Origin of the sequence: Paucibacter aquatile, assembly GCF_002885975.1 — a bacterium.
Taxonomy (GTDB): domain Bacteria; phylum Pseudomonadota; class Gammaproteobacteria; order Burkholderiales; family Burkholderiaceae_C; genus Paucibacter_A; species Paucibacter_A aquatilis.
Map to the genome: position 1 here is coordinate 592,502 of NZ_POSP01000001.1, position 24,353 is coordinate 616,854.

Consider the following 24,353-nt stretch of genomic DNA (forward strand, 5'->3'; position numbering starts at 1 on the left):
CAGGCTGCAGCCCTGCGGCTGCAGCCTCGCCCTGATCACGCCGGGCCGCGTCTCGCGCGGCCTGGCCGGGGTGGTGGAGTCCGGGCGTCCACCATCCGCTGGAGTCAGTGACCCTGGTGCCTCGCGGATCAAGTCAAAGAAGAAAACGCCCGATCTCGAACCCCGGGCGTTTTTGTTTGTTTGCCGCTAGGCCTCGCGCCGCAGCGCCCACAGCAACTCCCCCGGCGAGCGCCACACATAGCGCCACTCCGCCGCCTCGCTGCCATCTTGCAAGGTGATCACCACCCGCTCGGCCGGCCGTGCGCCCAAGTGCTCGTAGACCGCGCGGGCGGCCGCGTTGGCCTCGAACACCCAGAGGTACAGGCTCAACTCGCCCACATCACCGAGCTTCTGCAGGAAGTGTTCGCTCAGGGCCGCCAACAGTTTCCGGCCGATGCCCCGGCCTTTCTGATCGGGCCGCACATGGAGGTTGTCCAGCAGGCTGCCCCACTGCGCATCGAAGGCGGGAAAGGCAAAGGTGAAGCCCAGCGCCTCGCCCGAGGCCTCGCGTGCGATGAAGCCAAAGCTGCCCGGCGATGGCTCGCTGATCAGGCGCCGGGTCCACAGGGCCTGGCGGGTTTCGACCACCCGCTCGCTGTCCAGAAAGGCATCGCTGAAGATGCCGCGATAGGCGCTGCGCCAGCTCTCGCGGTGCAGACGGGCCACATCGGCCAGGTCCTCGGGGCGGATGGGGTGGATGGAGATCATGGCGTGGCGGTGGGTGCGGTGTTGGCGCCGGCGTCAGTGTCAGCGCGCAGCCGCTGGACCAGAAAAGCCAGCACCTGCTGGCGGTAGGCCTCAGGCGCAAAGGCCTGCAGGTCGGTGTGATGGGCCCCGTCCAGCAGCCACAGCGTGTGCAATTGCGGCGCGGCCGCGGCCATGCGTCGGGTTTCGGCAGGCGGTGTTTGCGTGTCCAGCTGCCCGCCCGCCACCAGCACCGGCGTCTCGCCGAGCTGACGCAAGGCTTGCTCGGGCCGCAGCTGCGAAGGTTCCACGCCGAGGCGCAGCGGCAGCTGGCTCAACAGCATGGGCGTCAGGCCTTGGCTCAAGGCTTCACCGATGCGCACGCGCAGGCGGTTGTGCACCGCCTCCTCGATGGTCGGGTAGACCGATTCCAGCGCCACCGCTTGCAGCGGCCCGCGCTCTTGAGGTGACAGGAGCAGCAGGGAGGCGCCGCCCAGGGACACACCGATCACGCCCAGCTTCTCTTGCGGCAGCTCGCGGCGCAGGAAGCTCAGCGCCGCCGCCACGCCTTGCGACTCGCGCCAGCCAAAGCTGATCCGCTCGCCACTGCTTTCGCCATGCGCCGGCAGGTCGATCAGCAGCACGCTCATGCCCGTCTGATGCAGCAGGCGCGCCCGCGCCAGCATCTGGCCGCGATGGCTGCGCACGCCGTGCAGCAGCAGCACAGCGCCGCGCCTCGGCTGGCCGGGGGAGAACCAGCCGCTGACCTGGCCGGGCGCTTGCTCCCCCGCCGCATCGGGGATCGGCCGTGGGACAGGGATGCGAACTGCGCGCGCTTGCAAATCGGCCGGCGGCGGGCCCAAGCTGGCACGGGCGGGGCGGCTGAGTTGCTCGCCAGCGACCCACAGCCCCGCCCCAGTCAAGACGCCCAGCATCACGAGTGCCAGCGCGCCGCGGCGCCACCGAGGCCCAGATCTGATCGCCCCGTTCATTGCGGCTCCAGCACGATCTGTTCCTGCGCCGTGCCCAGGCTGAGCCGGCGGATGCGCAAGGTGGCGCGAGATTTCGGCAGGCCGCCCGCCTCCTGCTTCAGCTCCAGTCGGCCATGGGCCAGGGCATGCAGCTCAACATGCGTCAGCTGCGGCCCAAGGGCAAAGACCAGGGCCTGGTGATCGGCCGGCACCGCCGGGTAGCGGATGACGCGTCCGCAGACATTGCGGCCGGCATGGATGAAATCGCAGATGGCGTCGCGCGTGCTGCCGGGCTCGAACTGATACACCCGGTCCCAGCCAAAGCTGGTGAGTTTGGCCAAATCGACTTGCTGCGCGGACGGGTCACGCGTGATCTCGCCAATGCGCTGGCTGATTTGGCCGGTACCGGCGCCGAGTTCACTGCAGGCCATCAGAAGCAGCACGGCGCTCAGCCCGGTGACCATGGATGTTAGACGCCGAGCGCCCAGGCGCGGCTTGGCGAGGTGAAGGACTCTGAACATGGCTGGCGGGTGGAGTGCAAGAAGAAGATGCCACAGATTTGCAGCATTCTCGCCGGCTCTCCGGCCCCGGCCTGCGAACCTCCAGTTTCAGCGGCCTTGGTAGTCCACGGCAAACACGGGCTTGCCACCGCACCAGACGCGCTCCACCGCCGCTTGACCGCCGGGCCGGGCCACGCTGATCAGGTCGGCGCGCAGGCCGACCGCGATCTCGCCACGGTCGTTCAAACCGGCGGCGCGGGCCGGGCCCAGGCTGACCAGGCGGGTGGCTTGGGGCAGACCCAGGCCTTCGCGATGGACCAGGGCGTCGACGGCGGCCAGCATGGTGGCGGGCGCGTAGTCGGCGCAGAGGCAGTCGGCCACGCCGGCGTGGATGGCGTCGAGGGCGCGCATATTGCCGCTCTGGCTGCCGCCGCGCATGACATTGGGCGCGCCCAGGATGGTGGCCAGTCCAGCGGCATGGGCGGCGCGGGCGGTCTCCAGATTGATGGGGAACTCGCTCATGCGGGCGCCCAGGTTCTTCATGGTCAGCACGCGCTGCGGGTCGTCGTCGTCATGGCTGGCGGTGGGCACGCCGCGCTGCTTGGCGCGCTCCATCACGGCCAACACACGCTCGTCGGCGCTTAGCCGGGCCTGCATCTTTTCCTCGGCCATTTGCAGGGCGGCTTGCTGGCTGCTGCCGTGGTTGCCCATCATGTAGGCGACATAACTGTCCAGATGCTTGAACTGGCCCTGGCCCGGGGTGTGGTCCATGATGGAGAGCAGATCGACGCCGCCTTCGTCCAACAGCCCCAGCACATGGGGCAGGGCGCTGAGGTCGGTGATCTCGTAGCGCACATGGACGCGGTTGTCGATCAGCTCTTGGGCCTTCAGGCGGCGCAGGGCGCGGACCAGTTCGGTGGCCGTCTCGTTGTTGCGCACGCCCCATTCGGCATGAGCAAATGACAGCGCATGGTAGGGCGTGGTGATGCCGGCCGCGGCATTGCGGCGGTCGATATTGATGCAGGCGAAGTCCAGGGGGAAGAGCACGCGGGCGCGCGGCTCTACTTCCTTTTCCACCGCGTCGCAGTGCAGGTCCACCATGCCGGGCAGCAGCCATTGGCCGCTCAGGCTCAGCTCGGGCGCGCCGCCGCCGGACTCGGGGTTGATGGCGGCGATGCGGCCGTCGGCGCCGATCAGCAGCGAGGCGTCGTGCAGCTCCTGCTCGGCCAGGACGATGTGGGCATGGGTGAGGTAGAGCGGGGTGGTGTTCATCGTGTGCACTTCTTTCGCGGGCTATGTTCAGGCGGCCATCGCCATCTCGGCGTGGCTTGCGGCTGAGCTCAGGGCTTGCAGGGGAAGGCGCTGCGTGGCCACGGCCTCGCGCACCTCGGCATCATGAAAAATGCCGACCATGGCCTGGCCGGCGGCGCAGGCCTCGCGGATCAGGGTGATGACGACGGCGCGGTTGGCCGCGTCGAGCGAGGCGGTCGGTTCGTCCAGCAGCAAGAGGGGCTTGGGCGCGATGAAGCCGCGCGCGATATTGACGCGCTGCTGCTCGCCGCCCGAGAAGGTGGCCGGCGGCAGGCCCCAGAGCCGCTCGGGCAGATTCAGCCGCGCCAGCAGTTCGGCCGCGCGCTGCATGGCCTCCTCGCGCCCGGCGCCCAGGGCTTGCAGCGGCTCTGCCACGAGGGCCTGACTGCTGACGCGCGGAATCACGCGCAGGAACTGGCTGACGTAGCCGACCGTGTCGCGGCGCAGGGCCGTGAGCCGCTGCGGGCTGATGCGGCAGAGGTCCAGGGTTTCACCGCTGTCCGCCGCGCGCAGCAGGATCTCGCCGCTGCTGGCCAGGTAGTTGCCGTAGAGGCAGCGCAGTAGGCTGCTTTTTCCCGCGCCCGAGGGGCCGTCCAGCACCAGGCAATCCCCGGCGTGAACCTCAAAGGACACCGCGTTCAGAACCGGCAGCTCCAGGCCGCCTTGCTGGTGCAGGGTGAAGGTCTTGCTCAGGTCGTGGACTTCGAGGACGGGATGATTCTTGTTGATGGCCATGTCTTGATCCTTCATTTCATGCAGCCAAAACCGAGGACACCAGCAGCTGGGTGTAAGGGTGCTGCGGGTCGTCCAGCACCTGGTCGGTCAGGCCGGTCTCGACGATGCGGCCATGGCGCATGACGATCAGGCGCTGGGCCAGCAAGCGGGCCACGGCCAGGTCGTGGGTCACCAGGATCACGGCCAGGTCCAGCTCGGCGGCCAGGCCGCGCAGCAGGTCCAGAAAGCGCGCCTGCACAGAGACATCGAGGCCGGCCGTGGGTTCATCCATGAAGACCAGGCGTGGGCGGCTGACCAGGTTGCGGGCGATCTGCAGGCGCTGCTGCATGCCGCCGGAGAAGCTCTTGGGCGCGTCGTCCAGGCGCTCGGCCGGGATCTCCACCCGCGCCAGCCAGTCGGCCGCCGCGCCGCGGATGTCGCCGTAATGCCGTGCGCCCACGGCCATCAGCCGCTCGCCGATATTGGCGCCGGCCGAGACCTGCATGCGCAGGCCGTCACGCGGGTTCTGGCGCACAAAGCCCCAGTCGGTGCGCCAGAGCTCGCGCAGCTGGGCTTGGGTCAGCGTGCCGAGGTCGGTGAGGCCGCGGTCCTTCAGGTCGTATTGGATCTGGCCCTCGTCGGGCTGCAGCTGGAAGGCCAGGGTGTTGAGCAGGGTCGATTTGCCCGAGCCCGATTCACCCGCGATGCACAGCACCTCGCCGGGGTAGAGGTCGAGGTCAATGCCTTCGCAGCCGATGCGGGCGCCGTAGCGCTTGGCCAGGCCGCGGACTTGCAGCAGGGGGCGGCTCATGCCTGCGCTCCTGCAAAGCCAGCAGCGCTGGTGGGGCTGTTCTGCGTGCCGCGGTGGCCCTCGGCCTGGCGCGTGTTGCAGTACTCGGTGTCGGAGCAGACGAACATGCGCTGGCCCTGGTCGTCGAGGATGATCTCGTCCAGATAGGACTCGGTGGCGCCGCACAGTGCGCAGGGTTCGCTCCAGCGTTCGATGGCAAACGGGTGGTCCTCGAAATCGAGCGAGCGCACATCGGTGTAAGGCGGCACGGCGTAGACCCGCTTCTCGCGGCCAGCGCCAAAGAGCTGCAGGGCCGGGCTCTGATGCAGCTTGGGGTTGTCGAACTTGGGGATGGGCGAGGGCCGCATCAGGTAGTGGCCGTTGACGATCACGGGGTAGTCGTAGGTGGTGGCGATGCGGCCGTGGCGCACGATGTCCTCGAACAGCTTGACATGCATGACGCCGTACTCGCTCAGCGCGTGCATGGTGCGGGTCTCGGTCTCGCGCGGCTCCAGCCAGCGCAGCGGCTCGGGGATGGGCACCTGGAAGACCAGGATCTGCCCGTCCTGCAGCGGCGTCTCGGGGATGCGGTGGCGGGTCTGGATCAGCGTGGCCTCGCGTGTGGCCTCGGTGGTGCGCACGCCGGTCACCTTCTGGAAGAAGCTGCGGATGTTGACCGCATTGGTGGTGTCGTCCGCGCCCTGGTCGATGACCTTGAGGCAGTCGCTCTGGCCGATCACCGCGGCCGTGACCTGGATGCCGCCCGTGCCCCAGCCATAGGGCAGGGGCATCTCGCGGCCGCCGAAGGGCACCTGGTAGCCGGGCAGGGCCACGGCCTTGAGCAGGGCGCGGCGGATCATGCGCTTGGTGTGCTCGTCCAAGTAGGCAAAGTTGTATCCGCTGCTCATTTCACTTGCTCCTTGTCCCACTCCGCACGCAAACGTCGCAGCAGCTCGAGATTGGTTTGAAAGTCCACGTAGTGCGGCAGCTTCAGGTGCTGCAGAAAGCCCGAGGCCTCGACGTTGTCGCTGTGCGAGAGCACGAACTCCACGTTGTTGGCCGGCAGCTCGCTGTCTTCGTCAAACTCCTCGGCACGCAGCGAGCGGTCGACCAGGGCCATGGCCAGGGCTTTGCGCTCGGCGTGGCCGAAAGCCAGGCCGTAGCCGCGGGTGAACTGCGGCGCGGTGTCGGCGCTGCCATGGAACTCATTGATCAGCTGGCACTCGGTCAGCTCGACCTCGCCGATTTCGACCGCGAAGCCCAGCTCCTCGATATGCATCTCGACCGGCACGGCGCCGTAGCGCAGCTCGGCCGCAAACGGGTGGGTGGTGGCATAGCCGCGCTGGGTGCTGTAAGCCAGGGCGAGCAAGAAGCCCTCGTCGCCGCGCGCCAGGTTCTGCATGCGGGTGGCGCGGTCGGCCGGGAAGAGCAGGGGCTCGCGGGTCAGGTCGGGCGGCGGCGGGGCGCCGGGCGCCTCGGGCTCGGCCGCTTCCAGCAGGCCTTCGCGGCTGAGCAGGTCGGTCACGCGTGGCGCGTGCAGGGGCTCGGCGCGGGCGGCGCTGTGAGAGGACTGCGCCTCGCTGCTGCCGGAGGACTCGCGCATCAGGCCAAAGTCCAGCAGGCGCTGGGTGTAGTCGAAGCTGGGGCCCAGCAGCTGGCCACCGGGCAGGTCCTTGAAGGCCGAGGAGATGCGGCGTTCCAGACGCATGCGGCCGGTGTCCAGAGGTTCGCTGTCGCTCAGGCGCGGCAGGGTGGTGCGGTAGGCGCGTAGCAGAAAGATCGCTTCGATCAGGTCGCCACGCGCCTGCTTGATGGCCAGGGCGGCCAGGTCCTCGTCGTAGAGCGCGCCTTCGCACATCACGCGGTCCACGGTCAGGCGCAGCTGCTGCTTGATCTGCTCGATGCTGAGCTCGGGCTGGGCGCTGTCGCCCCGGCGCGCCTGGGCCAGCAGTTCGCGCGAGGCCTCGATGGCGCGCTCGCCTCCTTTGACGGCAACGTACATCTCAGAGCTCCCAATCGATGAGGGTGGTGCGCGGAAGGGCCAGCAACTGCCGACCTGCGCACAGCACCAGGTCGACGCCGAGCGGGAAGCGCCGGCGGTTGTCTTGCACAAAAGCCTGGCTGATCTCGGACCAGCCGGCCACCTCGATTCGTGTCTCGCCTTGGATGCCCGGGCCGCGCAGGCGCAGCGATCCACTGCCCGTTTCCAGCGCTGGCACCTCGATGAACAAGGTGGCCGAACGGTCGGGGTAGGCGGCATCGCCGAGGCGCAGGGCGTCCAGCGTCGGCAGCGCGTCCAGGTTCTGCAGCATCAGGAACTGAGCCTCGCCCATCTCCGCGACCAGGGGGCAGCCGGCATGGAAGCGCAGGTGCTCCCCCGCGGCGCCGCTGCGCAGATCGGGCAGCAGCCACAGCGGCGTGTCGCGGTCGGCCAGGGCCAGCAGCAGGGCGGTCAAGGCCGGCTGCAGGCCGGCGGGTGCGCTCAATTCAAAAGGCAGGCTTTGCAGGCTGCCGGGCCGGGACATGGCGTCCAGCAGGCAGCGGAAGGCCTGCTGCGCATGGTGCACCGGGTCGGCAAAGCCGGGCAGCAGCTGCTCCAGGTGCAGGCCGGCGGCGGGGGCGCTCGCGTTCATCGCATCACTCATGCTCATGGCTCAGTCCTCGCCCCGCACCAGGGTGTAGAAATCCACCTTGCTGCGCGCCACTTCGGCGGCGCGGCGGGCGTGGCGGTCGTGTTCGGCCTCGGCCAGGGGGCGCAGGAGCCGGGCTTGCAGCTGCGGTGCCCAGTCGGGCGTTTGCAGCAAGGCGTCGGCCAGGGCGACCAGCTCGGCGTGGCGCGGGTCGCTGCCGCGCACGGTGCCCACGCCGACGCTGGCCGGCAGGCCCGGCGCCTGCAGGCGCAGGGTGCAGCGGGTGACGGTGGCTTCGCCCAGATTGAAGACCTGACCGCCACCGCCGAGCCGGCCGCGCAGCATCAGCATGCCGGTCTCGGGACGGCGCAGCCATTCAAAGTGGGGCAGGGGCTGCAACTCGGCCAGCTGCTGTTCCAGATCCTGGGGCCGGGCGCGGGCCAGCAGGCCCAGGGCGAGGCGGCGTGCGTCCTGCGCTGCCGCGAGAGGGATGTGTGATGACACGTCGGATCCCGTCAAAGCATCTAATCGTCTAGACGACTTGCGGCGGCCATGTGCCGGCAAGCCCTGGCGATGCGGCGCATTCTTCAGGGCCGACATGAATCTTTCGTGAATCGTCTCTAAGCTGTTTGGCAACCGTGATCCAGGGAATAGAGACTCAGCATGCAAGAGCAGCGTGGCCAGGTGGTGGAACGAGGCACCGGCGTGGCGGTGTGGCGCCAGATCGAGGCGGCGCTGCTGCGCGACATCCGCGAGCGGCATTACGCCGCGGGTGAGCGCATCCCGAACGAGACCGAGCTGGCCGAGCGCTTCGGCTGCAACCGCCACACCGTGCGGCGCGCCCTCGGGGTGCTGGAGCGTGAGGGCCTGCTGCGCGTGGAGCAGGGCCGCGGCACTTTTGTGCAGGAGCATGCGATTGCCTACAGCGTGGGCAAGCGCACGCGCTTCTCGCAGAACCTCAGCGGCCAGGGCCGCAGTGGCCGCATCGAGCTGCTGCGCGCCAGCGAACTGCCTGCCACGCCCGAGCTGGCTCAGGCCCTGGAGCTGGCGCCGGGCACGCCGCTGCTGCAACTGCTGACCCTGGGTCATGCCGGCGCGGGCAGCGGCGGGCAGGATGCGGCAGCGCCGCGCGCCATCAATCTGGCCCGGCACAGCTTCGAGGCGGCCCGCTTCGCCGGCCTGGACGCGCTGCTGCGCGAGACCGGCTCCATCACCCAGGCCTTGCAGCATTTCGGGGTGAAGGACTACACCCGCGGCCAGACCCGGGTGATGGCCGCCATGCCCGACGCCGAAGCCGCGCGCCTGCTGGCCCAGCCGCGCTCGCGCCCGGTGCTGCTGGTCGACTCGGTCAATCGCTGCAGCGAGCAAGGGCGGGTGTTCCAGCACACGCTGGCGCAGTTCAGTGGCGACTGGGTGCAGCTGGTATTCGAGCCCTGATGGCGAGGCCAGCCCAGTCGCGTCATGCCCCTGTCAAAGCCTCGCGCTAGGCTGGCGATCGCGACAGAACCTGTTGATGAATGATCGAACGATCGATTGAAGTGAAGCCGAAGACGAGAGAAGTGAGCCTTGCCATGCTGAGCCCCCAACGCGTTGCCGCCCTGTCCACCATCCGCGGGGGCCAGGTCTTGCGCCCTGGCCAGCAATGGCAGGAGAACGAGCTGGTGCTGGGCATCCAGAACGGCCGCCTGGTCGACAGCGCCTTGCCCGGCCCGGGCCTGGACGCCAGCGGCTGCCTGGTGCTGCCGGGCATCGTCGATTTCCACGGCGATGCCTTCGAGCGCCAGATCATGCCGCGCCCCGGCGTGCATTTCCCGCTCGATCTGGCCTTGCTGGAGACCGACCGCCAGCTCGCCAGCAATGGCATCACCACCGCCCTGCACGGCCTGACCTACTCCTGGGAAGGCGGCTTGCGAGGCGGCGACACGGCGCGCGAGCTGCTGGCTGCGCTCGATTCGCTGGACGGCCGCCTGCAGGTGGACCACCGTCTGCATCTGCGCTTTGAATGCCACAACGTCGAGGGTGAAGATCAGGCGCTCGAGTGGCTGCGCAGCGGCCGCATCGGTCTGCTGGCTTTCAACGAGCATCTGCCCATGATGCGCAAGAAGCTGGACAAGAAGCTGCAGGACTATGCCGACCGCGCCGGCACCGACGGCGCCGGCTTCATCGCCCTGCTGGAGAAGGCCGCGGCGCGCGGCGCCGAGGTGCCGGCCCTGATCGAACGCCTGGCGGCCGAATGCCGGCGGCTGGGCATCCCCATGGCCTCGCACGACGACGACAGCCTGGCCACGCGGGCGCGTTTCCAGGCCCTGGGCTGCGGCATCTCCGAGTTCCCCTTGAGCACCGAAGTGGCGGCCATGGCCAGCGCCGAGCGCTCGCCCGTGGTCTGCGGCGCGCCCAATGTGCTGCGCGGTGGTAGCCATGTCGGCGCCCCGCGCGCGGCCGATCTGGCCGGTGCTGGCCTGTGCAAGATTCTCGCGTCCGACTACTACTATCCGGCGCCCCTGCATGCCGCCTTCAAGCTGGCGCAGGACGAAGTGATGCCGTTTGCCGCGGCCTGGGAACTGGTGTCGGCCAATCCGGCCCAGGCCCTGGGCCTGCACGACCGCGGCCAGCTCAGCGCCGGCCGCCGCGCCGATGTGCTGGTGGTCGATGCCCAGGACCCCAGCCGCCCGCGTCTGGTGGCCACGCTTTGCGCCGGCCGCATCGTCTACCTGGCTGAAGGCGAGCGTCTGCTGTGAGCGCCTTGCACCCGCTGCCCGCCACGGTGCACCGTTATGCCGTCTACTTTGCGCCGGCTGCGGACAGCGCGCACGCCGAGCTGGGTGCGCGCTGGCTGGGGCGCGATGCCCTGCAGCCTGGCCGGGTCTTGCCTCCCGAGTCTCTCGGCGGACTGGAGGCCGAGGCCCGCGCCGCCCTGTGCCGCAGCGCGCGGCGCTATGGCCTGCATGCCACGCTCAAGCCGCCCTTCGAGCTGGCCGAGGGCGGTAGTTTCGAGGAATTGGACGCGGCGCTGCACACCCTGGCCGCGCGCCATGTGGCCTTCGAGCTGCCGGTGCGCCCGGCACGCCTGCACAACTTCCTGGCCTGGCGCCCGCATCTGAATGATGCGACCGCGCATGCGGAGCACCCGGTGAGCCAGCGCCTGATGGATCTGGCCAGTGACTGCGTTCAGTCGCTCGACCCCTTTCGCCGTTCGCCCAGCCTGGCCGAGCTGCAGCGCCGCCGCAGCGCCGGCCTCAGCAGCGAGCAGGAGGCTTTGCTGCAGCGCTGGGGCTACCCCTTTGTGATGGAAGCGTTCCGCTTCCACCTGACCCTCAGCGACGCGCTCGATGCCGAGCAACTGGCCGGGGTCGAGGCGGCCCTGCAGCGCGCTTGCGCGCCCGTGGCTGATCAGCCTTTGTGCATCGATGCGCTCAGCCTGTTTGTGGAGGCGGAGGCGGGCGCGGATTTCGTTTGCGTGCGGCGTTACTTGCTTACCGCCTGACTCAGGCTGAGTGGAGGGGGCATGCTGCGACGCGAAGGCCTGGCCGCTGGTGACGTCACGGCCTCAATGGCCAAGACGGCGGCGCAACTTGCTGACGAAGCGTTGCGCTCGATTCGGCCCGGCTGGATGAGGCCCCTTGCCGAAGATGCGCCGCACCTCCAGATAGGCCTTCCAGATCTCGATGCCCGGGATGGCGCTGGGTGTTCGAAAGTCCTTGGGGAATCCGGTTTCCAGCTGGGGCTTGAGTGCGACGAAGCGAACCCATGGGTCGCACAGATTGCCTTCGAGTTCGAAACTCAGCGCAGATCGATATTCCCGGTTCGGGATTTCATACAGGCATCCCACCACCCGTTTGCGCACCTGGGATGAGATGTTCAGGTCCAGGCTGCAGCCTTCGCGGATGAAATCGCGATAGAGGATGTTGAACTCATCCGACACATCCCGCCCGGCAGTGGCCCGGCAGTCGATGTACTGAAGCAGCAGGTAGGCCAAGAGGTTCTCGCCTGAATCTTCGGTGGCGCAGTGGCAGGCGAACTCAGACAGAACCTGAGGGTTGGCTGCCAGCAGCTCAAACCGAGAAAAGCCGCCGGCGTCGGCAGGACGATATGCAGTGGGCATGGTGTGTCGGGCGGGATGGTCGAAGAAGCTGCCAAGGTTCAAGTGCCAGCGTTGAATCAGCGTTGAATTCCCCAGGGAAACACGCCAAGGGACGCGGCGCCGTGAATAATCCCGCCCATGGCTGCGATGGCGCGCGCACGTGGAGACCGCAGCACTTGGGAGGCCCCTCATGTTCGACCACGTCAAATTCGGCGTCAGCGACTACGCCGCCAGCAAACGCTTTTTCCTTCAGGCCCTGGCGCCGCTTGGCGTCAGCCTGGGCGGCGAGGGCGAGCCCAGCTATGGGGTAGAGCTCTGTGGCAGCGGGGACGCCTCGCTGTGCTTGTTCGAGACACAGGAGCGGCCGGCGCCTTTGCATCTGGCCTTCAAGGCCGAGACGCGGGCGCAGGTGGATGCCTTTTACGCGGCGGCGCTGGCAGCAGGCGGCCGTGACCACGGCCCACCGGGCCTGCGACCGCAGTACCACGCCCACTACTACGCGGCTTTTGTCATCGGCCCCGATGGCCACAATATCGAGGCGGTCTGCCACGCGCCGGAGGGGGTATGAGCAGCATGGACACGTCCAGCACCGCGGCGCCGCAACCGCGCCTTCATCACGCCGCCTGCAGCTGCGGGCAGTTGCAGGCCCAGGCCCGAGGTGAGCCCTTGCGGGTGTCGGTCTGCCATTGCCTGGCCTGCCAACGGCGCACCGGCAGTGTCTTTGGCGCCCAGGCCCGCTTTCCTCGTGCGGCCGTGACCTTGCAGGGCGAGAGCCACAGCTGGGATCGCACAGGAGACTCCGGCTCGACCTGCCGTTTCCATTTCTGCCCGATCTGTGGCGCCACGGTCTACTACGAGCTGCTGGCCATGCCGGAGATGCTGGGCATCCCGCTGGGAGCCTTTGCCGATCCGCAGTTCCCGGCGCCCAGCTTCTCGGTCTATGAGAAGCGCATGCATGCCTGGGTGCAGCTGCGCGGCGAGATCGAGCACCTGGCCTGAGTCAGCGCCGGCCGGTCGGCGTTGATTCAGTCGCCGCTCGCGCCCGCCTGGCGCCGCTCATGCGCTGCCAGCATCTTGCGCACATCCTTGAGTTCTTCCTGCCGCGCCTGCAGCTCCTCGTGCGACCAGTCCCACCAGGCCACGGCTTCGATGGCGCGGCCGATGGCGGGGGTGAAGCGGGGGCGGATGGGGCGGCAGGGGTTGCCGGCGGCAATGGTCCAGGCGGGCACATCGCGGGTGACGATGCTGCCGCTGCCGATCACGGCGCCATGGCCGATCTTGACGCCGGGCATGATGACCACGCCGTGGCCCAGCCAGACGTCGTGGCCGATGCTGACGCGCTGCAGGCGGCGCCAGTGGAAGAGCTCGGCGTCGTCCTCGCCAAAGCCCTCGCCATACATGCTGCCGCGGTAGAGGATGTGGTGCAGGCAGGGGCGCTCGACCGGATGGAAGCCCGGGTTGATGCGCACCAGATTGGCGATATTGACGAACTTGCCGATGTCGGCGGCCATGATGTCTGCGTGGTGGCCGACATAGCTGTAGTCACCGAATGCGCTGTGCTCGATGCGGGTGCTGGCCCCGACTTCGCACCAGCGGCCGAAGCGGCTGTCGCGCACGATGGCATCACGGGCCAGGGTCGGAGCCTCGCCCAGGCGCACCGGCTCGGGCAGATTGTGGGCGGCGATGTGATAACTCGTCATCAGATCAGCACCTTGCGAATGCGCGCCGAGATCAGATCGATGCCGGTGACGAAGGCGATGATGATGAGCATCACCGCGGCGGTGTGCGCGTACTGGAAGCTGCGGATCACCTCGTAGAGGATGACGCCGATGCCGCCCGCACCCACCATGCCCACGACCGAGGCCGAGCGCACATTCGACTCGAAGCGGTAGAGGGTGTAGGACACCCAGAGTGGCATCACCTGCGGGATCACGCCGTAGACGATCTCTTCCAGCGCATTGGCGCCAGTGGCGCGTATGCCCTCGACCGGGCGCGGGTCGATGGACTCCACCGCCTCCGAGAAGAGCTTGGCCAGAATGCCCGTGGTGTGCACCCACAGGGCCAGCACGCCGGCAAACGGTCCCAGACCCACCGCCACGATGAAGAGCATGGCGAACACCATCTCGTTGATCGCGCGGGCCGAATCCATCAGCCGGCGCACCGGCTGGTGCAGCCAGGCCGGCGCGATATTGGCTGAGCTGAGCAGGCCGAAGGGCACGGCACAGATGACGGCCAGCACCGTGCCCCAGACGGCCACCTGCACCGTGACGATCATCTCGGTCACATACGTCCGCCATTCGCTGAAGTCGGGCGGGAAGAACTCCTTGGCGAAGCTGGCCATATTGGCCGAATCTGCCCAGAGCGCAGCAGGGCGCATATCGGCCCCGCGCCAGGACCAGGCCAGCAAGGCCAGGCCCAGGCCCCAGAGCATCAGGCTGCCCAGGTGGGCACGCGGCGGCTGGGGCAGGCCGGGCGTGGGCGCGGTGTGGGGGGCTTCGGTGCGTGAGCTCATGGCCGTGATGTCAGTCGAATGGGGCTGCAGCGGGCCGCGGTTTACTTGGCCGAGGCGAGCTGGGCGTTCAGCTCGGCCAGCTTCTTCTGGATCTCGGCCAACTTGCCTTGCTTGGTGGCGGCGTCCATCTTGTCGTCGGCTTCCAGCTTGGCCTTGTCCTTGAACAGCTCCAGCTGACGGAAGGGCACCAACTGCTTGTTGCTGGATTCATTGAAGACCCCGAAGGTCAGCTTGGCCAGATGGGCCAGCTCGCGCTTGGCCTGCTCGGACTCACCGCGGCCGTAGCTCAGGAAGAAGCCCTTGAGCTTGGCCTTCATATCGGCCGACAGGTCGGCGCGCCAGACCATGGGATCGGCGGCGATCAGGGGCGACTTCCACAGGATGTGGATGCTCTTGGCCTTGTCGGCCTCGCGCTTCTGGAACTTCTCGAACACCTCGGTGTTGGTGATGGCCACATCGACCTGCTTGGCGGCCGTGGCCATCAGGTTGGACTCGTGGTTGCCGGCGCGGCTGGACTTGTAGTGGGTCTTGGGGTCGATGCCGTTGAGGGCGTAGAGGTAGTAGCCCGGCACCAGGGTGCCCGAGGTCGATTGCGGGTCGCCGGCGCCGTAGTTGTACTCGCGTGGGTTCTTGAGCACCTGGTCGACATTCTTGATGCCGCTTTCCTTGTGCGTGATCAGCAGCGAGTGGTAGCCCAGGGCGCCGTCGGCATAGCTGGTTTGGGCGAAGACCTCGCCGCCGGCACGATCCACGGCTTCCATGCCGGATTTGTTGCCCATCCAGGCCATCTGCACCTTGTTGAAGCGCATCGCTTCGATGATGCCGGCGTAGTCATTGGCGAAGAAGGCTTTGACCTTGTAGCCGGTCTTGGCTTCCATATCGGCCAGGATGGGGGCCCAGTCGGCTTTCAGGTGGGCGGCCGATTCGGTCGAGATGATGCCGAAGTTGATGTCCTGGGCGTGGCTCAGGGTGCTGGCCAGCAGGGTGCAGGACGCGAGCAGGAGTTTGCGGAACATGGGGGTTCTCCGATGAACTGAAGGTGGGAGGAAACGAAAGCAGAAGGGAGCCAGGGAAGGCGGATCAGGGCCGCCCGCTGTGGCAAATGGGGCAAATGGGGCGAGTGGGGTGAGTGGAGCAGCGGGTGCCGGGGCCGCGTCAGGCCGCCACCGGTTCGGGCTTGTGCAGCGGCGGCAAGGGCATGGGCTGGCTGTCCAGAGACTCCGGAGCGGTGGGCCCGACTGGCAGCGCGGGAGCCTCGGCATCGCTGGCGTACAACTCGTTCAGAAAGCTGGGGTTGAGTGCGTTACTCGGGCCGTCAAAGACCACCCGGCCGTCGCGCATGGCGATCACGCGGCTGCAGTAGCGCAGCGCCACATCGACCTGGTGCAGAGACACCAGCACCGTGCAGCCATGCTCGCGGTTGACACGGGCCAGCATGTCCATGACCTTGCGCGACGATTCTGGGTCCAGCGAGGCAATCGGCTCATCGGCCAGCACCACCTTGGCGCCTTGCACCAGGGCTCGCGCGATGGCAGCGCGCTGCTGCTGGCCGCCCGAGAGGGTGGAGGCGCGCTGAAAGGCATAGTCGTCTATACCAACTTCGGCCAGCGCTTTCAGGCCGGCGGCGCGTTCCTCGCGGGTGAACCACTGCAGCAGGCTGCGGTGCAGCGGGATGCGATGCAGTTGGCCGGTCAGCACATTGTTCAGCAGCGTCATGCGGCCGACCAGGTTGAACTGCTGGAAGACAAAACCGATCTGGGCGCGCACGCTGCGGATGTTGGCGGCGATGCGGCCTTGCGACTGCACCAGCTGACCCATCACGCGCAGCTCGCCCGAGCTGGCATCGCCCGCCACAAAGCCGGACAGGTGGCGCAGCAGGGTCGATTTGCCCGAGCCCGAGGCGCCAATCAGCGCCACCATCTCACCGGGCCGCAGCTGCAGGCTGACCTGGTCCAGGGCCTGACGCGCGCCAAAGCGCTTGCTCAGCGCATTCACTTCGATTGCATGCTGCATGCCGCACCTCGTTTGCTTGCTTTTCGTCCGTCGGGAACTTCGATTCAGCCGCCCTTGCACGGCCGTCAATGGCGGCTGTGATGAGCTGCGGCGATGCTAGGCAGCTTGTGTGAAAGATTCGTGGCGGGGCTGAGTCGGCGCGGTGACGGGGCTGATCTGATTGGGTGCGGCACGAAGTAGTCTTTGGTTTTGCTCGTGAGGCCCTGCAGCCCGTGCCGCTGCCGGGCTCATGGTTCCGGGGTCGGCCCTGACGGGCCGACTTCCCTGCGCTGCTCGCGCCTCGGGGCTGGCGCATAACTCACTTCGCTCCCTGCGTTCGCTTCGTTCAAACAGAAGCGCCAAGTCAGAACTTGAAGCGCGCGGGTACGCGCGCGCCCCGAGGCGCTGTGCTGCTCTGCCCGGCACAAATCGCCCGGCAGCGGCACGGGCTGCAGGGCGCTTGCATCGCGGTCGATCTGCCCCTTTCCACGGTGGAAAACGCCACCTTCGAAGGTGGCTCGGCCCGCCGACGGGCGATTTGTGCGCGGCCGAGGGCGCAGCGGAGCGGCTCAGGCGCGTGTACCCATGCGCATCAAGCTCTGACTCGGCGCCACTGTTTGACCACAGTGAGCGCAGCGAACGGAGGGAGTTTGGCGCCGCTGAGCCGCGCAGTGAGCAGCGAGGGGAGTCGGCTCAAAGAGCCGACCCGCGAACCATGAGCCCGGCGGCGGGGCGAGCCACCGCAGCGAGAACGACGAGCACAACGAAGGTCCGCAATGCGCCGGCCCCCGGCCCGGTTCAAGCCTTGATCTGCAGCAGACGCGAAATCTGGCCGGCGGCGTCGAGCAGGCGGGGCAGGGTATGGGCCAGCAGCTGGTCGGGGGAGCGGCGGTTCACTTGGGAGCCGACATTGAGCGCGGCGATCACGTGGCCGTTGCGGTCGGTGATGGGCGCTGCAAGCGACACCAGGCCGTCCTCGAGCTCCTGGTTGACCAGGCACCAGCCCTGGCGGCCGGCTTGCTGGATGCGCTCGCGCAGATCGGGCAGGTTGGCCACGGTGCGGCCGGCCAGCGGGGCGATTTGGATCTGACTCAGCTGAGATTCGAGTGCCGGGGGCGGCAGGCTGGCCAGCAGGACGCGGCCCATGGAGGTGCACCAGGCCGGCAGGCGGCTGCCCACGCCGAGGTTGATGCTCATGATCTTGCGCGCTGGCACGCGCAGCACGTAGACGATGTCCTGGCCTTCCAGCACCGCGGCCGAGACGCTCTCGCCCAGTTCGGCGGCCAGTTGCTGCATCACCGGCTCGGCGAACTGCCACAGCGGCTGCGAGGACAGGTAGGCAAAACCGAGGTCCAGGATCTTGGGGGTCAGGGCGAACAGGCGGCCATCGCTCTTCACATAACCCAGGGTTTCCAGGGTCAGCAGGATGCGGCGGGCGCCGGCCCGCGTCATGCCGCAGCGGCGCGCCACCTCGGTCAGGGTCTGGCGCGGTGCGCTGGCGTCGAAGGCGCGGATCACCGACAGACCGCGGGCAAAGGACTGCACATAGCTGTCCCCGGGCTTGGGTGCGGTGGCGTCGGGCGCGCTGGCGTCATCGTTCATGGGCGGCAGTATAGGGATGGGCCTGGGCTTCACCGCCCTGCCGCTGTGACCGACGGCAGCGGCCCGAAAAACTGGCTAACATCGCGCCCGCAGTCTTTCCCCCAGTGAGTGAGGAGTTTTTTGTCATGGCCATGGATGTTGTCGATTTTGAGATCAAGGGCGCCGAGATGCAGTTCGTCGAGGTCGAGCTCGACCCGGGCGAAGCCGCCATCGGCGAGGCTGGCAGCATGATGTTCATGGATGCCGGCATTTCCATGGACACCGTCTTCGGCGATGGCGCAGCCAGCCAGGGCGGCTTCTTCGGCAAGCTGCTGGGCGCGGGCAAGCGCCTGATCACCGGCGAATCGCTGTTCACCACCATCTACACCAACCAAGGCTCGGGCAAGCAGCGCGTGGCCTTTGCCGCCCCCTACCCGGGCAAGATCCTGCCCATGGATCTGCGCCAGCTCGGCGGCACCCTGATCTGCCAGAAGGATGCCTTCTTGTGCGCGGCCCGCGGCGTGTCCCTGGGCATCGCCATCCAGCAAAAGCTGGGCACCGGCTTCTTCGGCGGTGAAGGCTTCATCATGCAAAAGCTCGAAGGCGATGGCCTGGCTTTTGTCCACGCCGGCGGCACCGTGGTGCGCCGCACCCTGGCGCCCGGCCAGACCTTGCTGGTGGACACCGGCTGCGTGGTGGCCTACACCCCGAGCGTGGATTTCGAGATCCAGTACGTTGGCAAGATCAAGACCGCGCTGTTCGGCGGCGAGGGCCTGTTCCTGGCCAAACTGACCGGCCCTGGCGAGGTCTGGCTGCAGAGCCTGCCCTTCTCGCGCCTGGCTTCGCGCATCTTTGCTGCTGCTCCGCAAAACGGCGGACGCCGGGAAGAAGGCTCGGTGCTCGGCGGCTTCGCGGCCGGCGCGGCAGGCGCGGGCATCCTGGGTGGCCTGCTCGGCGGCGACGACGAGTGAGCGAGGGCCGCGCGCCGATCCCCTGCACTGCGAGCGGCCCCGGGCCGCTCTTTTTTTGTTCGGTTTTTTGAGCCGCTTCGCGGTTTCGCCTTCACCATCCCGACATGCCTGTTCAATCCATGAGCCGTGTGGCCGACGCCTTCTGGCGCGCGGCCGCCTACTGCCTGCATCCGCGGGTGATCGCCCTGTCCCTGCTGCCCCTGCTGATCGCGGCCGGCCTGGCCTTCGGCCTGGGCTACTTTTTCTGGGAGCAGGCCGTGGACGGCATGCGCGCGCAGCTGGAGTCCTGGCGCCTGATCGAGTCCTTGCTGGGCTGGCTGGACCATGTCGGTCTGGGCGGTTTCCGCTCGGCCCTGGCGCCCTTGCTGGTGCTGGCCCTGGCCCTGCCGGTGCTGGTGGTGCTGAGCCTCTTGCTGGTGGCCTTGCTGCTGACGCCCACCGCCGTCAATCTGGTGGCGCAGCGGCGCTTTCCGCTGCTGGAGCGCAAACGGGGTGCGTCCTTTGTGCATTCGCTGCTGTGGTCGCTCGCTCATGGAGTGGCGGCGCTGCTGGCCTTTGTGATCAGCCTGCCTTTCCTGCTGATTCCACCCCTGGTGCTGATCGTGCCGCCGTTGATCTGGGGCTGGCTGGGTTACCGGGTGTTTGCCTACGACGCCTTGTCCGAGCACGCCTCGGTGGCCGAGCGGCGTCAGCTGCTGCGCCTGCACCGCCTGCCCCTGCTGGGCCTGGGCCTGCTGACGGGCTACCTCGGTGCCGCGCCGGCAGCGATTTGGGCGTTTGGCGTGATGGCCGTCGCCTTGGCGCCGTTTTTGATCCTGGCCTCGATCTGGCTCTACACCCTGGTCTTTGCCTTTTCTTCCCTGTGGTTCACGCACTACTGCCTGGCCGCGCTGCAGGAGCTGCGCCTGAGCCGCTCGGCCGCGGCGCCCGGACCCTCGGGCCTGGTTCTCGATGCTGAAGCTCCCACCCCTACACCCCCATTGCTGCCCAAGGCTGACGCATGAACACCCCCTCGGTTTTGACCCCTCGGCCCAAGATCGGCCTGATCATCATTGGCGACGAGATTTTGTCCGGCAAGCGCCAGGACAAGCACCTCAGCAAGTTCATCGAGATCCTGGCCGCGCGCGGCATGAGCCTGGACTGGGCCCAGTACCTGGGCGATGACCGTGCTCACATCAGCGCCCGGCTGCGCGAGGCCTTCGCCAGCGGTGACCTGGTGATCAGCTGTGGCGGCATCGGCGCCACGCCGGACGACCACACCCGCCAGGCCGCGGCTGCCGCGCTCGACCGCGAGCTGGCCCTGCATCCCGAGGCGCGCGCCCTGATCTGGCAGCGCATCCAGGACATGGCGGCAGAGAAGGGCGAGTCGGTCGACCCCGAACACCCCGACACCTTGCGCCGCCTGGAGATGGGCGTGTTCCCGGTCGGCGCCGAGATCATCCCCAACCCCTTCAATAAGATCCCGGGCTTTTCGGTCGGCACGGTCTACTTCGTGCCCGGCTTCCCGGTGATGGCGCACCCGATGATGGAGTGGGTGCTGGACCAGCGCCACGCCGATCTGCAGCGCCCGGTGCAGCGCCAGGAGCTCTCGCTGATCGTGCAGGGCGCCATGGAGGCCAGCCTGACCCCGCTGATGGAGCGCGTGGAGGCGGAATTCCCGGGCATCAAGGTCTTCAGCCTGCCCAGCGTGGACCACCCGCAGTGGGGCCGCCATATCGAGCTGGGCGTCAAGGGCCCGGCGGAGCAGATGGACGCGGCCTACCAGGCACTGAAAAGCGGCGTGATCCAGTTTGGTGCCACGGTGAGCACTGAATTGGTGCGCTGAGTCGCCTGGTCTTGCACTGTTTTGGTGATTGCCTCGTGATTTCTTGACTGGCCGCCCTGTTCCGGGGCCGGGCCTCGGCCCATAATCCCGGGGCTTTGGGGCCGGATGCACCGGTGCAGCGCAGGGCTGGCGGGGCTGGGCCCCGAGGGCTGACGCAAAGCGCACGAGCAGCCCAAAGTTGGCACACAAACTGCTTATTCAAAGGCTGCGCGGCCTGAGTCTGTTCGAGCAGTGCAAGCCAAACAAATACCTACGCATCCGCAAGCTTTCTCCCGCTACTTACCCGTTTAGGAGTTTCTGATGGCCAAGACCGTCGCCGACGTGATGAAGATCGTCAAGGAAAACGAAGTCAAGTTTGTTGACTTCCGTTTCACCGACACCCGTGGCAAGGAACAGCACGTGACCGTGCCGGTTTCGCACTTCGACGAAGACAAGTTCGTCTCCGGCCATGCTTTCGACGGCTCGTCCATCGCAGGCTGGAAGGGCATCGAAGCCTCGGACATGCTGCTCATGCCCGATCCGAACACGGCCAATATCGACCCCTTCTTCGAAGAGCCGACCCTGATCCTGTCCTGCGACGTGGTCGACCCGGCCGACGGCAAGGCCTACGAGCGCGATCCCCGCTCCCTGGCCAAGCGCGCGGAAGCGTACCTGAAGGCCTCCGGCCTGGGCGACACCGCCTACTTCGGTCCTGAGCCCGAATTCTTCATCTTCGACTCGGTGCGTTGGGCCAACGACATGTCGGGTTCCTTCTTCAAGATCGAATCTGAGGAAGGCGCCTGGAACACCGGCAAGGAATACGAGCACGGCAACACCGGCTATCGTCCGACCGTCAAGGGTGGCTACTTCCCCGTGCCCCCGGTCGACAGCGGCCAGGACATGCGCTCGGAAATGTGCTTGATCCTGGAACAACTGGGCATCCCGGTTGAAGTCCACCACCACGAAGTGGCGAACGCGGGCCAGATGGAAATCGGCACCAAGTTCAGCTCCCTGGTCGAGCGCGCCGACTGGACCCAGCTGCAGAAGTACGTGATCCAGAACGTGGCCCATGCCTACGGCAAGACCGCCACCTTCATGCCCAAGCCCCTGGTCGGCGACAACGGCAGCGGCATGCACGTGCACCAGTCCGTGTGGAAGGACGGCAAGAACCTGTTCGCCGGTGACGGCTACGCTGGTCTGAGCGACTTCGCCCTGTACTACATCGGCGGCATCATCAAGCACGCCCGTGCCCTGAACGCCATCACCAACCCCGGCACGAACTCGTACAAGCGCCTGGTGCCTGGCTTCGAAGCCCCGGTGAAGCTGGCCTACTCGGCCAAGAACCGCTCGGCCTCGATCCGCATCCCCTACGTGGCCAACCCCAAGGGCCGCCGCGTCGAGGCTCGCTTCCCCGATCCTTCGGCCAACCCCTATCTGTGCTTCGCAGCGCTGCTGATGGCGGGTCTGGACGGCGTGGAAAACAAGATCCACCCGGGCGAAGCCGCCACCAAGGACCTGTACCACCTGCCGCCGGAAGAAGACGCACTGGTGCCCACCGTCTGCCACAGCCTGGACCAGGCCCTGGAAGCGCTGGACAAGGACCGTGCCTTCCTGACCAAGGGTGGCGTGTTCACCGATGCTTACATTGACGCCTACATCGACCTGAAGATGCAGGAAGTGACCCGCCTGCGCATGGCGACCCACCCGGTCGAGTTCGATATGTACTACGCACTGTGATGGCCGCCGGCCCTCAGCGTGCCGTGATGTGCGCTGCAGGCCGGGCTTTCACGAGCCGCAAGGCTCAACGCAAAGGACGGCCTCGGCCGTCCTTTTTCATGCCCGGCCCGGGTTCATTGGCTGTGGGTTGCGCAGGACAAGGCGGGATTCAGCGGGTTTGTGCGTTGACTGCGGACACAGCACATGGGCCACAATCGCGCCATGTTGATCCGATCCGCTTCGCCGATGACTTCGATCCGCAAGAGTGCCCGAGCCGGTCTGCCGAAATGGGCCGTTTGGAGTGCGGGCGCGCTCATCTCGGCCCTGGCCTCGGGTGCTCAGGCCCAGGGCACGGTCTACCGTTGCCCCGGCCCGCCGGTGCTCTACACCGATGCCTTGTCGGCCAAGGAAGCGTTGGAGAAGGGTTGCCGCACCATCGAGGGCTCGCCCATCACCGTGGTGCAGTCGCCCAAGCCCAAGGCGGGCACGGCAGGCACGGCCGGGGGCTCGCATGGTGAAGCCAGCGGCACGCCGGCGGCGCGCAGCAGCAGCGATGGCGGCAGGGTCGACCCGAGCCAGCAGCGCAGCCGTGACAACGAACGCCGCCGCGTGCTGGAAACCGAGCTGCGCGAGGCCGAGGAACGCCTGGCCACCACGCAGCGTGAATACGCCGGCGGCAACGCCGAGCGACGCGCCGACGAGCGCAACTACCAGCGCTACCTGGACCGCATGGCCGAGCTCAAGGCCAGCATCGCGCGCCAGGAGAGCGATGTCGCGGCGCTCAAACGCGAAATCAGCAAGCTGCCGTCCTGAGGCCCGGCGATCGTCGCCGGTCTGGGGCGCGCGCAGCGGCACCCAGGAGTTGTTCTCATGAGCCCCAGTGCTCCCACCCATTCCGTGCCTCTGACCGAGGCCGAGCGGACACCGCCGGTGTTCGATGCCCTGGACATGCTGGCCACCATGGTGGCCGTGGTCCGCCCGGACGGCGAATGCCTGTTCGCCAACACCGCGTTTGAAAACGTCATGGGCCTGTCGCGCCGCGCCGTGCAGCGCAGCAGTCTCTACGACTGGTTTGCCGAAGCCGGCCGCCTGCGCGACACGGTCGAGGGCGTGGCCCGCAACGCCTATTCCAGCAGCCGTTTCGATGCCTTGCTGCGCCGTGGCGTGCGCCCGCACGAGGTGCTGGTGCCGGTGCACGTGATCGTCTCGCAGCTGGAGGTCGGCTCGGCCGCGCCGCGCGGCGGCGATCTGGTTCTGATCGAGCTGATCGAGAACGCCCAGCAGACCCGCCAGGACCGCGAAGAACGCACGCTCGACCAGGTGCAGGCCACCAAGGAGCTGACCCGCAATCTGGCGCACGAAATCAAGAACCCGCTGGGCGGCATCCGCGGCGCCGCGCAGCTGCTGACCATGGAGCTGGCACCCACCGCGATGGGGGCCGAGCTCAGCGAGTACACCCAGGTCATCATCCATGAGGTCGATCGCCTGCAAAGCCTGGTCGACCGCCTGCTGGCCCCGCACCGCCATGCGCCGGTGGTGGCCGATGTCAACATCCACGAGGTTTGTGAGCGGGTGCGCGCCCTGGTGCTGGTCGAGCATCCGCGTGGCCTGTCGATCAAGCGCGATTACGACACCTCGCTGCCCGATTTCCGCGGTGACCGCGAGCAGCTGATCCAGGCCGTGCTCAACATCGTGCAGAACGCGGCCCAGGCCTTGCAGTCCCGCATGGCGGCCGGTGATGCCTGCATCACCTTGCGCACGCGGGTGGCCCGGCAGGTGACGATTGGTAAACAACGCTGGCGCTTGGCATTGGAATTGCATGTCGAGGACAACGGCCCCGGAATTCCGGCCGAGATTCGTGATCGCATCTTCTTTCCCCTGGTGTCGGGGCGAGAGGGCGGTTCCGGCCTCGGCCTGACGCTGGCCCAGACGATCGCCCAACAGCACCAAGGCATGATCGACTGTGAAAGTGAACCGGGCCGGACCGACTTTCGCATCACCTTGCCCTTGCCTTAGCCCTGGCCCATAGCTCTGGCATTTCCTAGAGGGACCCCGCC

The 24,353-nt window shown here is 67.5% G+C and carries 27 protein-coding genes; 11 read left to right on the forward strand and 16 right to left on the reverse strand.

Annotation, left to right across the window (positions count from 1 at the left end; genetic code table 11):
- Window positions 1-186 precede the first annotated feature (186 nt).
- From C1O66_RS02555 to phnG, 10 genes are all read right to left on the reverse strand, one after another.
- Window positions 187-747: a GNAT family N-acetyltransferase gene (locus tag C1O66_RS02555; protein WP_102766414.1), complete on the reverse strand. Its 561-nt coding sequence runs from the start codon at window positions 745-747 to the stop codon at window positions 187-189.
- Window positions 744-1,658, reverse strand: a complete 915-nt coding sequence (locus C1O66_RS02560; protein WP_102766415.1) for an alpha/beta hydrolase — start codon at window positions 1,656-1,658, stop codon at window positions 744-746. Before C1O66_RS02560 ends, C1O66_RS02555 begins: the two co-directional genes overlap by 4 nt.
- 53 nt (window positions 1,659-1,711) lie before the next feature.
- Window positions 1,712-2,215: a hypothetical protein gene (locus tag C1O66_RS02565; protein WP_133155076.1), complete on the reverse strand. Its 504-nt coding sequence runs from the start codon at window positions 2,213-2,215 to the stop codon at window positions 1,712-1,714.
- Between the two features lie 87 nt (window positions 2,216-2,302).
- A complete protein-coding gene (locus tag C1O66_RS02570) occupies window positions 2,303-3,466 on the reverse strand; it encodes an alpha-D-ribose 1-methylphosphonate 5-triphosphate diphosphatase (protein ID WP_102766417.1) in 1,164 nt (387 codons plus the stop codon).
- A 27-nt stretch (window positions 3,467-3,493) separates the two neighbouring features.
- Window positions 3,494-4,234 (reverse strand): phosphonate C-P lyase system protein PhnL, encoded by a 741-nt coding sequence (gene phnL, locus C1O66_RS02575; protein WP_102766620.1) that lies wholly within the window; start codon window positions 4,232-4,234, stop codon window positions 3,494-3,496.
- Between the two features lie 22 nt (window positions 4,235-4,256).
- Entirely contained in the window at window positions 4,257-5,030 is a 774-nt protein-coding gene (gene phnK / locus C1O66_RS02580) for a phosphonate C-P lyase system protein PhnK (protein WP_102766418.1), read from the reverse strand.
- Window positions 5,027-5,917 carry an alpha-D-ribose 1-methylphosphonate 5-phosphate C-P-lyase PhnJ gene (locus tag C1O66_RS02585; RefSeq protein WP_102766419.1) on the reverse strand — a complete coding sequence of 297 codons (891 nt, stop codon included), beginning with the start codon at window positions 5,915-5,917 and terminating at the stop codon, window positions 5,027-5,029. Before C1O66_RS02585 ends, phnK begins: the two co-directional genes overlap by 4 nt.
- The gene (locus C1O66_RS02590) at window positions 5,914-7,011 is read right to left on the reverse strand and encodes a carbon-phosphorus lyase complex subunit PhnI (protein WP_102766420.1); all 1,098 of its coding nucleotides are present in this window, start codon (window positions 7,009-7,011) and stop codon (window positions 5,914-5,916) included. The genes C1O66_RS02585 and C1O66_RS02590 overlap by 4 nt, the downstream gene beginning before the upstream one ends.
- Window position 7,012: 1 nt before the next feature.
- Window positions 7,013-7,660, reverse strand: coding sequence for a phosphonate C-P lyase system protein PhnH (gene phnH / locus C1O66_RS02595; protein WP_243392673.1), 648 nt, complete (start codon window positions 7,658-7,660; stop codon window positions 7,013-7,015).
- Window positions 7,661-7,663: 3 nt separating this feature from the next.
- Window positions 7,664-8,143, reverse strand: coding sequence for a phosphonate C-P lyase system protein PhnG (gene phnG / locus C1O66_RS02600; protein WP_243392674.1), 480 nt, complete (start codon window positions 8,141-8,143; stop codon window positions 7,664-7,666).
- A gap of 159 nt (window positions 8,144-8,302) precedes the next feature.
- On the opposite strand from phnG, the gene phnF reads away from it, so the two are divergent.
- The 3 genes from phnF to C1O66_RS02615 all read left to right on the forward strand — a co-directional run bounded on the left by phnF (window position 8,303) and on the right by C1O66_RS02615 (window position 11,123).
- A complete protein-coding gene (phnF, locus tag C1O66_RS02605) occupies window positions 8,303-9,076 on the forward strand; it encodes a phosphonate metabolism transcriptional regulator PhnF (protein ID WP_102766422.1) in 774 nt (257 codons plus the stop codon).
- A gap of 134 nt (window positions 9,077-9,210) precedes the next feature.
- Window positions 9,211-10,377, forward strand: coding sequence for an alpha-D-ribose 1-methylphosphonate 5-triphosphate diphosphatase (locus C1O66_RS02610; RefSeq protein WP_102766423.1), 1,167 nt, complete (start codon window positions 9,211-9,213; stop codon window positions 10,375-10,377).
- Window positions 10,374-11,123 carry a DUF1045 domain-containing protein gene (locus C1O66_RS02615; protein WP_102766424.1) on the forward strand — a complete coding sequence of 250 codons (750 nt, stop codon included), beginning with the start codon at window positions 10,374-10,376 and terminating at the stop codon, window positions 11,121-11,123. Before C1O66_RS02610 ends, C1O66_RS02615 begins: the two co-directional genes overlap by 4 nt.
- Window positions 11,124-11,186: 63 nt before the next feature.
- On the opposite strand, the gene C1O66_RS02620 is transcribed toward C1O66_RS02615, so the two are convergent.
- Complete coding sequence (locus C1O66_RS02620; RefSeq protein WP_102766425.1) at window positions 11,187-11,783, reverse strand: hypothetical protein; 597 nt, start codon at window positions 11,781-11,783, stop codon at window positions 11,187-11,189.
- Between the two features lie 127 nt (window positions 11,784-11,910).
- Between C1O66_RS02620 and C1O66_RS02625 the strand changes: the two genes are divergently transcribed.
- Together C1O66_RS02625 and C1O66_RS02630 are read left to right on the forward strand one after the other, a co-directional pair.
- Window positions 11,911-12,288 carry a VOC family protein gene (locus C1O66_RS02625; RefSeq protein WP_102766426.1) on the forward strand — a complete coding sequence of 126 codons (378 nt, stop codon included), beginning with the start codon at window positions 11,911-11,913 and terminating at the stop codon, window positions 12,286-12,288.
- Entirely contained in the window at window positions 12,285-12,719 is a 435-nt protein-coding gene (locus tag C1O66_RS02630; RefSeq protein WP_243392675.1) for a GFA family protein, read from the forward strand. The genes C1O66_RS02625 and C1O66_RS02630 overlap by 4 nt, the downstream gene beginning before the upstream one ends.
- A 26-nt stretch (window positions 12,720-12,745) precedes the next feature.
- Here C1O66_RS02630 and C1O66_RS02635 read toward each other — a convergent pair whose 3' ends face one another.
- The 5 genes from C1O66_RS02635 to C1O66_RS02655 form a co-directional block, all read right to left on the reverse strand.
- Window positions 12,746-13,420, reverse strand: coding sequence for a DapH/DapD/GlmU-related protein (locus C1O66_RS02635; RefSeq protein WP_102766427.1), 675 nt, complete (start codon window positions 13,418-13,420; stop codon window positions 12,746-12,748).
- Entirely contained in the window at window positions 13,420-14,232 is an 813-nt protein-coding gene (gene phnE, locus C1O66_RS02640) for a phosphonate ABC transporter, permease protein PhnE (RefSeq protein WP_102766428.1), read from the reverse strand. The genes C1O66_RS02635 and phnE overlap by 1 nt, the downstream gene beginning before the upstream one ends.
- Before the next feature lie 41 nt (window positions 14,233-14,273).
- On the reverse strand, window positions 14,274-15,248 hold the full coding sequence (gene phnD / locus C1O66_RS02645) for a phosphonate ABC transporter substrate-binding protein (protein WP_102766429.1): 975 nt from the start codon (window positions 15,246-15,248) through the stop codon (window positions 14,274-14,276).
- A 139-nt stretch (window positions 15,249-15,387) separates the two neighbouring features.
- Window positions 15,388-16,245, reverse strand: coding sequence for a phosphonate ABC transporter ATP-binding protein (gene phnC / locus C1O66_RS02650; RefSeq protein ID WP_102766430.1), 858 nt, complete (start codon window positions 16,243-16,245; stop codon window positions 15,388-15,390).
- A gap of 777 nt (window positions 16,246-17,022) precedes the next feature.
- Complete coding sequence (locus C1O66_RS02655) at window positions 17,023-17,826, reverse strand: IclR family transcriptional regulator domain-containing protein (protein ID WP_102766431.1); 804 nt, start codon at window positions 17,824-17,826, stop codon at window positions 17,023-17,025.
- A gap of 125 nt (window positions 17,827-17,951) precedes the next feature.
- On the opposite strand from C1O66_RS02655, the gene C1O66_RS02660 reads away from it, so the two are divergent.
- The 6 genes from C1O66_RS02660 (at window position 17,952) to glnL (ending at window position 24,312) form a co-directional block, all read left to right on the forward strand.
- A complete protein-coding gene (locus tag C1O66_RS02660) occupies window positions 17,952-18,776 on the forward strand; it encodes a TIGR00266 family protein (protein WP_102766623.1) in 825 nt (274 codons plus the stop codon).
- Window positions 18,777-18,880: 104 nt separating this feature from the next.
- Complete coding sequence (locus C1O66_RS02665) at window positions 18,881-19,780, forward strand: EI24 domain-containing protein (protein ID WP_243392676.1); 900 nt, start codon at window positions 18,881-18,883, stop codon at window positions 19,778-19,780.
- Window positions 19,777-20,601, forward strand: coding sequence for a competence/damage-inducible protein A (locus tag C1O66_RS02670; protein ID WP_102766433.1), 825 nt, complete (start codon window positions 19,777-19,779; stop codon window positions 20,599-20,601). The genes C1O66_RS02665 and C1O66_RS02670 overlap by 4 nt, the downstream gene beginning before the upstream one ends.
- 300 nt (window positions 20,602-20,901) lie before the next feature.
- Window positions 20,902-22,317, forward strand: coding sequence for a type I glutamate--ammonia ligase (gene glnA / locus C1O66_RS02675; protein ID WP_102766434.1), 1,416 nt, complete (start codon window positions 20,902-20,904; stop codon window positions 22,315-22,317).
- A 201-nt stretch (window positions 22,318-22,518) separates the two neighbouring features.
- Window positions 22,519-23,109, forward strand: coding sequence for a hypothetical protein (locus C1O66_RS02680; RefSeq protein ID WP_243392677.1), 591 nt, complete (start codon window positions 22,519-22,521; stop codon window positions 23,107-23,109).
- 57 nt (window positions 23,110-23,166) lie between these two features.
- Entirely contained in the window at window positions 23,167-24,312 is a 1,146-nt protein-coding gene (gene glnL, locus C1O66_RS02685) for a nitrogen regulation protein NR(II) (RefSeq protein WP_102766435.1), read from the forward strand.
- Window positions 24,313-24,353 lie beyond the last annotated feature (41 nt).